This is a genomic window from Kitasatospora sp. NPDC058965, assembly GCF_042741245.1.
Taxonomy (GTDB): domain Bacteria; phylum Actinomycetota; class Actinomycetes; order Streptomycetales; family Streptomycetaceae; genus Kitasatospora.
The window spans coordinates 1-3,253 of the sequence record NZ_JBHYKG010000519.1 but is presented as its reverse complement, the minus strand read 5'-3'; the positions used below and the strand labels follow the sequence as shown (position 1 = coordinate 3,253).

Genomic DNA, 3,253 nt, shown 5'->3' with positions numbered 1-3,253 from the left:
GACCAGGCCGGGGTCGGCGGCGTCAGCGGTCCCCGGCCCGGCTCGGGTCGGCGCCGACCGGGAAGCGCGTCCGGCGCCGTGCCGCCGGGTGGCTCAGCAGGGGAAGGTGCCGCTGTAGAGGGCGTGGCCGTAGGAGGAACTGCCCGAGCCGAAGCCGTAGATGCCGTCGTCGGTCCAGACCGCCTCGCGCGAGCCGTTGACGCAGGTCGAGGTGGGGGCGATGGCGAAGCCCTCCAGGTTGTCGATCGGCATGACGGCCGGGTTGGAGTAGGTCACGTCCGGCACGATCGCGCCGGCGGCGTTCACCTTCAGGAAGGTGTGGGTCTCGCCGCAGGTGTTGTCACAGGTCGCGACGATGCGCTGGGTGCCGGCGTCGAACATCACGTCCATCACCGAGGCCTCGCCGGTGGCGATGGTGCCGAAGGTGGTGAAAGTGCCGTCCGTGTTCAGGCCGTAGACGTGCAGGGTGCCGTCCCACTCCAGGCCGGCGAAGTACAGGCCGGAGCCGTGCAGCGGGTAGTTCGCCGGGTTGTAGGCCGCGCCGGTGAGCGGGTCGACCCAGCCGTTGGCGGTCAGCCAGCTGTCCGGCACGTAGCCGACGCCCTCGAAGCCGAGGTTGGCGTCGTCCTTGTTGCCCGTGTTGAGCTGCGGGAACTGCGCGGTCATGTCCCACTGGTGGAGCGGCGACAGGGTCGAGCCGGTGGCCGTCGGGTCGAACTCCATGACGGTGTCCTTGGGGACCGTGTTGTCGGCGTTGTCCCGCTCGGAGGTCACGTAGAGGTGGCCGTTGGCGCCGACCGTCAGGCCCTCGGAGTCCGGCTGGCCGGTGCCGCCGGTGAAGTGGATCTGCTTGCCGGTCGAGCTCCAGGACGGGTCCGGGATCCACTTCCCGTTGCTCTTGACCAGCTTGAACAGCCAGTTCTTGTTCTTGGCCGCCCACAGCACCGACGGGTTCGCCGGGTCGAACGCGAGCCCGCTCAGGTCGCGGCCCTCGGGGCCGGTGGAGGTGGTGAAGGCGCAGACGTTGTCGGCGATCGTGACGTCCGCCCCGCCCGGCCAGGCCAGGGTGCCCGCCGGGTTGGAGCCGGTGCCGCCGGGCGCCTCGGGGGTGCAGCCGCTGGTGAGCGAACCGCCACCGCCGAGCAGTTGGCCGGTGCCGCCGCCACCCGTGCCGCCGCCGCCCGTGCCGCCGCCGCCCGTGCCGGAGCAGGAGTTGGCGCCGCCGAACGACGCGGTGACGGCGGTCTGGAACCAACCGGTGCCGTTGGCACAGCGCTCGTCCGACGGCGAGGCGCCGGCCGCGGCCCAGGTCACCGAGTCGATGGTGGTGCCGGCGCTGTCGATCAGGAAGACGGAGTCGTTGGCACCCAGCCCGAGGGCGGAGCTGAACGTCACGTAGCCGCCCGCCGCGATGGTGGTCGCGCTCGGCGAGGAGGACGAGATCGAGACCGGCGCGTGGGTGGTGTCGTTGTCGACGTACGTCCAGGAGCCGATGCTGACCGCGCTCGTGCCGCCGTTGTACAGCTCCACGGTGTCCGCGCCGTCCGAGGTCACCTCGTTGATCCGGACCCGGCTCGCGGCCGGGACCGCCGGGCAGCCCGCCGCGTTGGCAGTGCCGAAGGTGGTCGCGGTGGTCGTGGTGACCCACGCCCCGGTGCCGTCGCCGCCGCAACGCGCCATCGCCGGCTTCGCCTTGCCCGTGGCCCAGTCGACCCGGTCGACCACCGTGCCGCCCGCGGTGTAGATCACCACCTTGTCCGAGTCACCCAGCCCCTTGGGCGAGTTGAAGGTGACGAAGCCGCCGGCCGGGATCGTGCTGGCGGACGGGCTGAAGGACTGCGGGGAGAAGCTGTCGTCGGACATCTTCCAGCCGCTGATGCTCACGGCGGTCGACCCGGTGTTGTACAGCTCCACGGTGTCGCTGTTCGACGAGGTGACCTCGTTGATCCGAACGTTCTGGTAGCCGGCCGGGTCGGCGGCCGCCGCGGGCTGCGCGGCGATCATGACGACGAGTCCCGAGAGGCTCAAAGCGGCGGCGCACAGGGACGCGACGCCGGCACGCGAGCGAGAGGTAGGCATGAGGCTGAACTCTGCTGACGCCACTTTGAGAGAGCGTGTACTCGAGTTGAATGTCAGCCACTGACAGTCGGAACGCCTGGAGCCCGCGCCCGCGCCCGAGCCCGAGCCCGAGCCCGCGCCCGCGCCCGCACACCGGACTCGACCTGCCGCTGCCACTCGTGCGCGGTCCGCCCGCCCGGCGGCAACGGCTCAGGGATTGGTGAAGCAGCTCGCCCGGCTGGTGCCCTTGGCGTACAGCAGGTCGGTGGGGTACACGAAGCCGAAGTCGTCCCCGGGCGCGGCATCGCTCGGCAGGGCGCTGCGGCAGGCCGCCTTCGCGGCCATCTCGGACGTCAGGTCCTGCTGGAAGGCGAGCACCGGGGTGGCGTACACCTTGCCGTCGTGGGACTGGGTGCAGGGGACCAGGACCACCGAGTCGATGCCGCCGTCGGGATCGCGCGAGCGGTTCAGGAAGCAGTCGCCGACCCGCAGGTCGAAGACGCTGTCCACCTGGGCCGCCGTCACCCCGCCGCCGCTGCTGCGCTGGACCTGCGGGCCGAACGCGGTCGCCACGTTCGCCCAGATCCCCACCCAGAGCGCCGCCGCCACCAGGCCCACGATCGCCGCGCCCTTGCCGCGCTGCCCGGTGCGCCGCACCTGGACCAGCCCGATCAGGCCGAAGAGCACCGCGAACGGCGCGAGGCCGAGCAGCCCGGTGAGCCGCGCCCAGCGGGCGAACCGGTTCGTCCCCGAAGGCGGTTCGACCACGGCCGCGGGTGTGGGCGCCGAGGCGCCGATCTGCCCGGCCGGCAGCGTCGCCTGACCCTCTACCACTGTCCCCGCCCTCTCCCGACACAGACGTGTGCGTTGTGCGGCGAGACTGTACTCGATCGGCGATCCGGCAGATCCGTTCGCCCCCCGGCGACGCCCGCACCTCGGGAGGCGGCGAGGCTCGTGGCGCGGGCGGGTGGTTCGACCTGGCGGCTGGCCACGCCGACGACGGCACCCCCGCGGTCACCGTCACCGTCACGGCTGGCAGTGGCCCGGGGCTGCCACGGCCCGTCGGACCGGTCGGTGTGCGGCGTCAGAAGGAGATGCGGACCTTGAGCGCCGAGCGGTCGTCCATCGCGCGGTAGCCCTCGGGCACCTCGGCCAGCGACACGGTCCGGTCGAACACCAGGCCCGGCTCGATCGA

The 3,253-nt window shown here is 72.2% G+C and carries 2 protein-coding genes and 1 pseudogene; all 3 read right to left on the bottom strand.

Annotated features, from left to right (window positions below; all coding sequences use genetic code 11):
- Window positions 1-93: 93 nt before the first annotated feature.
- Window positions 94-2,004, bottom strand: coding sequence for a lamin tail domain-containing protein (locus ACFW1A_RS39570; protein ID WP_380418393.1), 1,911 nt, complete (start codon window positions 2,002-2,004; stop codon window positions 94-96).
- Between the two features lie 264 nt (window positions 2,005-2,268).
- Window positions 2,269-2,892, bottom strand: a complete 624-nt coding sequence (locus tag ACFW1A_RS39565; RefSeq protein WP_380418390.1) for a DUF4190 domain-containing protein — start codon at window positions 2,890-2,892, stop codon at window positions 2,269-2,271.
- A 250-nt stretch (window positions 2,893-3,142) separates the two neighbouring features.
- Window positions 3,143-3,253: pseudogene (locus ACFW1A_RS39560) on the bottom strand (IMP dehydrogenase); the annotation flags it as partial.

What these genes read in the sequence shown, in the direction of transcription:
- ACFW1A_RS39570 (WP_380418393.1), bottom strand. Translation starts at nt 2,004, where the DNA reads ATGATCGCCGCGCAGCCCGCGGCGGCCGCCGACCCGGCCGGCTACCAG.